Annotated in this window: 6 protein-coding genes and 1 tRNA gene; all 7 read right to left on the bottom strand. The window is 73.2% G+C overall.

Annotated elements, in window-relative coordinates:
- On the bottom strand, window positions 1-752 hold a 752-nt coding region (locus tag N869_RS12220; protein ID WP_156968524.1), incomplete at its 3' end, for a carbohydrate binding domain-containing protein.
- 401 nt (window positions 753-1,153) lie between these two features.
- Window positions 1,154-1,227 (bottom strand) — tRNA-Leu (locus tag N869_RS12215).
- A 39-nt stretch (window positions 1,228-1,266) separates the two neighbouring features.
- Complete coding sequence (locus N869_RS12210) at window positions 1,267-2,661, bottom strand: NAD(P)/FAD-dependent oxidoreductase (protein ID WP_052105504.1); 1,395 nt, start codon at window positions 2,659-2,661, stop codon at window positions 1,267-1,269.
- 356 nt (window positions 2,662-3,017) lie between these two features.
- On the bottom strand, window positions 3,018-3,974 hold the full coding sequence (locus tag N869_RS12200; protein ID WP_035062101.1) for a Ppx/GppA phosphatase family protein: 957 nt from the start codon (window positions 3,972-3,974) through the stop codon (window positions 3,018-3,020).
- Window positions 3,975-4,026: 52 nt separating this feature from the next.
- Window positions 4,027-4,878: a hypothetical protein gene (locus N869_RS12195; RefSeq protein WP_198026066.1), complete on the bottom strand. Its 852-nt coding sequence runs from the start codon at window positions 4,876-4,878 to the stop codon at window positions 4,027-4,029.
- 48 nt (window positions 4,879-4,926) lie between these two features.
- On the bottom strand, window positions 4,927-5,460 hold the full coding sequence (locus tag N869_RS12190) for a DUF501 domain-containing protein (protein ID WP_156968523.1): 534 nt from the start codon (window positions 5,458-5,460) through the stop codon (window positions 4,927-4,929).
- A gap of 1 nt (window position 5,461) precedes the next feature.
- Window positions 5,462-6,021: FtsB family cell division protein (locus N869_RS12185; RefSeq protein ID WP_232229719.1), on the bottom strand; the 560-nt coding region annotated here is incomplete at its 5' end.

Below are 6,021 nucleotides of genomic sequence, written 5' to 3'. Positions count from 1 at the left end.
ACCAGGGGGAACAGGTTCATCGCCGCGCCGTGCCAGTCGGCCGACCGGTTCGTCACGTGCAGGCTCGAGTCGCCCTCGTGCGCCTCGGCGTCCGTCACCTCGACCTCGGCGTCGCCGCGGCCGAACCAGCCGTCCGTCCCGGCCTCGAAGCCGGTCTCGTGGATGACCACGTTCTCCCCGGGCGCGGGGGCAGGGGCGTCGCCGTCGCCGGGCGCCTCGTCCGAGGGCGCGGCGAGGGTGACGACGATGTTGTCGACGTAGTAGTCGTACGCGTCGACGTCCGCGATGTCCGCGGTGCCGATGTACACCTTCTCCGCCGGAGCCTCGAAGGTCGCGGTCACGGTGGTCCACTCGTCGTCACCGACGACCTGGGCACCACGGTGCGTGTAGCCGGGAACGGTGACGAGACCGGCCTCGACCTCGGGCGTCCCCTCGGCGAGCATCAGGTCGAGGCTCACCGTGAGCTCACCCTCGAGCCCGTCGGTCGCCAGCTCGATGCCGTCGTAGTTCTCACCGCGGTCACCGACGTGCAGGACGCCGTTGCCGTCGAGCTCGATGACCTCGAGCTCGGGTTCACCGCTGCGGGTCCAGGGGGACCAGTCGGCGCCGTCCTCGAAGTCGATCGAGTGCAGGACGCCGTCGGGGGCAGCCACCACGGTCGGCGCGGGGGCGGCGCCGGCAGCGGGGGCGGCGATCAGCGCAGTGGCTGCAACCCCTACGCCGAAAATTTCGAACACTTTGGGCCGTCTCATCAACGCTCCTTTGCGGGCCAGGGTGGCCTGGTGTGGGGAATCAATAGCACGTTATGTGGTCAGACCACCCGTGTCCACGCCCCGTCCGCGCCGGTGGACCGCCCGCAAACTTTCGCAGACCCCGGCCCACTGGACCGGGCAAGAACCGCCGCAGGCCTGCCACCTGGGTGTTCACTGAAACGGACCAATCGGTGCAAGCGCTACCACGGCAGCAGGCCTCTACACGCCGGCCCCGACCGGTCGCGACCGTCCGTCACGCCCGACAGCAATCGTTACGTCGTCGTGATCTACGAGCGTCGGGGGTGGACGCGGGCCGTCCGAGGACGCGTCGGGCCCCGGTAGAGGTGACCGAAGGCTCGCCGGCGGCGCCGGCGGCCGGCGAGCAGAGCGCGCGCGTCGCGTACCCCCGACGGGACTCGAACCCGCACTGGGCCGGGTTTAAGCCGGCTGCCTCTACCCGTTGGGCTACGGGGGTGACCTCATCCTGCCAGGCGGGCCGTCGCGGCCCCTCCCCTCAGACCGGGGTGCCGACGCCCTTGTCCGCGGGCTTGCGCGTGCCCTTGGCGTGGGGCCCCCCGGAGGACGCGTCACGGAAGTCGGCGCGCGGGTCGTGCAACCGTCCCAGTGCGACGAGCTCACGTCGGAAGAACAACGCCAGCGTCCAGTCCAGGACGATCCTGACCTTGCGGTTCAGCGTCGGCATCTGCGCCATGTGGTACGTGCGGTGCATGAACCAGGCGGGCCAGCCGCGCAGCTTCACCCCGTAGACCTGAGCCACACCCTTGCCCAGACCCAGGGACGCCACCGTTCCGACGTGCTTGTGGCGGTAGTCCTCCGGCTCGGCACTGCGCAGGTGGCGGGCGAGGTTGTCACCCAGGTGCCTGGCCTGGCGCACGGCATGCTGGGCGCTCGGGGAGCAGAACTGGCCCGGGTTCGCCAGGTCGGGCACCGCGGCGCAGTCCCCCGCCGTCCACGCCCCGTCGACCACCTGGCCGTCCTCGGTCGCGACCTGCAGGGTGGGCAGGGCGTTGACCCGGCCCATCGGGTCCAGGGGCAGGTCGCTCGAGGCGAGCACCGGGTTGGCGCGCACGCCGGCCGTCCAGACGATCGTCCCCGAGTCGAACTCCACGCCCGTGGACGTCACCACGTGACCGTCGACGCAGGAGCTCAGGAAGGTCGACAGGTGCACCTCGATGCCGCGCCTGCGCAGCTGCTCCAGGGCGTAGCCGCCCATCTCCTCGCCGAGCTCGGGAAGGATCCGGGCAGACCCCTCGATCATCACGAACCGCAGGTCCTCAGGGCTGATCGAGTCGTAGTAGCGCACCACGTCCCGGGCCATGTCCTCGACCTCGGCGATCGCCTCGATGCCGGCGAACCCCCCACCCACGAACGTGAACGTCAGCATCCGGCGTCGTGCGACCGGGTCCCACGTGGACGCCGCCTGGTCCAGCTTGGTCAGGACGTGGTTCCGCAGGGCGATGGCCTCCTCCACCTGCTTGAACCCGATCGCCTCGTCCGCCAGGCCCGGGATCGGCAGGGTCCGGGCCACCGACCCGAGCGCCACCACGAGGTGGTCGTAGGTGATCTCGTACGCCAGGCCCTCGGCAGGGGCGATCCGCACGGTGCGCTCGGCGTGCCGGATCTCCTCCACGCGCCCGGTGAGGGTGTCGACGCCCTTGAGCTCGCGGCGGTGGGAGACCACCACGTGCCGGGGCTCCAGGGACCCGGCCGCCGCCTCGGGCAGGAACGGCTGGTAGGTCATGTACGACCGCGGGTCCACGATGACGATCGCCGCCTCGCGCTTGCCCATCCGGCGGCGCAGGCGCAGCGCCGTGTAGAAGCCGACGTACCCCCCGCCGAGGATCACGATGCGGGGGACGGCACGGGGGCGGGGGGCGCGTTCTGTCACAGATAGAAACGGTAGGAGCCTGTGAAAGCGTTCACAAGCCGCGGCTCAGTCGGTGGACGTGATCTCCGGCACACCCCCTCCCCCGGCCGCCCGCCAGGGTCTGGCCGTCCGCGGCGTCACGGCTCCCGGCGCGGGCACGCCCGGCACACGCTCGACCGTGCGTCCAGGTGCCCCAGGTCCGTCGGCGGGGTCGCCCGGCCAACCGGACCCCACGGGCACCGGGGAGCTGAACGCCTGGCCGGTGCGGGGGTGCGGGTCCGTCATGGAGCCACGCCGCCCTGCTCCTGGACCCGGGCGGCAGCTGCCAGTGGTCGTAGCGGGCGGCACCGGGGTGGATCCTTTTCGTGCGGCACCGGTCAGGCGCGCTCGGCGGCGCTCCAGGCGATCCCGTCGAGGATGTCGTGCTCGGAGGTCACGACCTCGTCCAGGCTGCCGCCGGCGGCCGCGACGTCCCGCTGCACGCGGGCCACGACCTCGGACCACACCAGGGCCCCCGCACCGATGACGTCGACCCGTCCGGGGTGCATGAACCCGAGCGACGCCCGGGCCTCACGGTCACGCGCCAGCAGGTCCTCACAGCTGGTCAGCACGGCCTGGACCGGCAGCACTGCGCCGTCGATCCGCTCCGGCTCGTACCGGGTCAGCCCCAGGGCGTGCGCGGTCACCGTGGTCACCGACCCGGCCAGCCCGACCAGCGTCGCGGCCCGCCCGAACGGGACCACGGCGGACGCCTGGTCCAGCGCCGCCCGGACGTCGGCACGGGCACCTGCGACCTCGTCCGGGGTGGGAGGGTCGGACCGCAGGTGGCGCTCCGTCATGCGCACGCAGCCCACGTCCATGGACCACGCCGCCTCCGGCTCGCCCTCCCCCAGGACCAGCTCGGTCGACCCTCCACCCAGGTCCACGACCAGGAACGGGCCGGGGTGCCGCCCCGCCAGGACGCCCGTGGCGCCCCGGAACGACAGCCGGGCCTCCTCCTCGCCGCCGATCACCTCGGGCTCCACACCCAGCGCGGCGTGCACGCCGTCGACGAAGTCCTGGCGGTTCTCCGCGTCGCGGGACGCCGACGTCGCGACGAACCGCAGCCGTTCGACGCCCAGCTCCTCGCACACGCGCGCGTACCGTCCGGCCGCCTCCAGCGTGCGCTCCAGTGCCTCGGGGGCGATGCGTCCGGTGCGGTCCACGCCCTGCCCCAGGCGGACGACCTCCATGCGCCTGGTGAGGTCCACCAGGGACCCCGACGAGAGGTCCACGTCGGCCACCAGGAGCCGGATCGAGTTGGTTCCGCAGTCGATGGCAGCCACACGAGTCATGGGGGCAAGCCTGCCACCCGTCACCACCGTTCCCGACCACCAGGCCCGCGGTTCACAGGATCCGGACGCGCCCCTCCACACCGTCCGCCGTCACCGTCGCGCCCACCACCACGTGCGGGCCGGCCCAGCGGTCCAGCAGGCGCGAACCCACCACGTCCACACCCCCCTCGACAGAGCCACCCGTCACCTCGAAACCGTGCGCCGTCATCTCCAGGACCAGCGCCGCCACCACGGCGTCCACGTCGTCCCCGAGCCCCTCCACGTCCAGGTCGCCGGTGTACAGAGCGATCCCTGCGAAGCTCTCGTCGGGCAGGTCGCCCCAACGCTCAGGGAGGGCGGGCGCCACGTCCACGAGCCCCACCCCGACGTCCCCGAACTCCGCCGCGGACCACGCGGGCAGCGCGAGACGCTCACGATGCCGAGGCTCGAGCGCCGCCGCCGACCAGCGGACCGTCACCAGGGTGCGCCCTCGGGGCACACCCAGCCCGGGCACCGTGTCCGACGCCGTGACCTCCAGGTGCGCCTCACCACGCCTACGGAGGTCAGGGCCTTGAGCAGCGCAGTCGGGCGCCGACCACGAGGAGGAGGTCTGCCCCGCGACCTGCGCCCCGCAGCTCACCGCACCCATCCCCGTGCCCGCATCGCGCAGCCGGGCGGCCACGGCCCCTGCGGCCTCGCCTGCCGGCCCATCAGCCCACCCGCACAGCACCCCGTCCCACATGGTGCACGCCTCCAGGCCGAGGTCCAGCTCCATCGGGGCCGGCAGTCCGACGCCCCGCACGTCCTCGGTCACGCCGGCGACGCGGCGCGAGTCCGCGAGGTCGACCCCCATCACGGCCCCCAGCGCGCCCGTCATCATCACCGGGAACGCCGCCATCAGCGCGATCCGCCCCGACCGCCTCACCCGGTCACGCCGCGTGTCGCGCGGTGGGCCATCCCATGGGTCACCCGGTCAAGGTACCTGCGACGCGGACTCCTGCGGCAGGGCCGCACAGGTGCACCTGCCCGGCCGCCACCGGTCTGCGATCAGGGCGAGGGCCTCGTCGCCCAGCGGGTTGACGCCGGGCCCGGCCGCGAGGGCGTGCCCCGTCAGCACGTGCAGGCACTTGACGCGCGTCGGCATCCCGCCCGCCGAGATCCCGTCGATCTCAGGAACCTCACCGAGCTCGTGACGCTGAGCCAGGTAGTGCTCGTGCGCCGCGCGGTACCGGGTGGCCAGGTCCGGGTCCTGACCCAGCCGGTCGGTCATCTCCCGCATCACACCCGAGGCCTCCAGCGTCGAGACCGCCGCGACCGCACCCGGGTGGGTCAGGTAGTACGTCGTGGGGAACGGGGTCCCGTCCGGCAGGCGCGGCGCGGTCCGCACCACCGTCGGCCGCCCGCACACGCAGCGGGCCGCCACACCCACCACCCCCCGCGGTGGCCGACCGAGCTGCTCGGCCACGCACCGCAGGTCGTCCTCGCTCACCGTCGAGCGTGCAGTCACATCAGGATCCTTCCTCGTCGCCGGCACCTGACGGTGACGCCTCCTGCTCCAGAACGGAGTCGACCTCGCCCGCCAGGCGCACCGACTCCCACACCGTGGCGTACCACGGCCCACCGTCCTCACCGTCCGGCAGGTGCGGCCCCGCACCGCTGGGCAGCGGTTCGAGCGGGTCCTCGTCGGGCACGACCTCGGGGTCGATCACCCGGAACGCCGTCTGGCCCGGGAACACGAACGACAGCCGGGACCGCGCCTGGGCCTGCACGAACGCGGGGTCGTCCCACCGTCGCAGCTCGGCCTCCAGGTCCCGCTCCCGCGCCTCGGCGGCCTCGACCTCGGCAGCCAGGCCCTCCAGCTCGGCCCGCTGCGACAGGTACGCGCGCACCGTGGGGAACAGCAACGTGAACCCCACCAGGACCACGACCGTGAACACCAGGCCACGGACCGACACCAACCGCGCCAGACGGGCCGGCCTGGCCGGACGCTCAGGAGCCTCGGGCCCCGGCCCGGCCGAGGGCCGTGGGGCTGGACGTCGCACGCGCCCGCGGCCCCCCGAGGCCGCCG

Source organism: Cellulomonas bogoriensis 69B4 = DSM 16987 (assembly GCF_000767165.1).
Classification (GTDB): domain Bacteria; phylum Actinomycetota; class Actinomycetes; order Actinomycetales; family Cellulomonadaceae; genus Actinotalea; species Actinotalea bogoriensis.
The sequence above is the reverse complement of the archived record's forward strand: the minus strand, read 5'-3'. Positions and strand labels throughout refer to the sequence as shown.

Coding starts and splice junctions, on each gene's coding strand:
- N869_RS12200 (WP_035062101.1), bottom strand. CDS start 3,974: ATGACTCGTGTGGCTGCCATCGACTGCGGAACCAACTCGATCCGGCTC.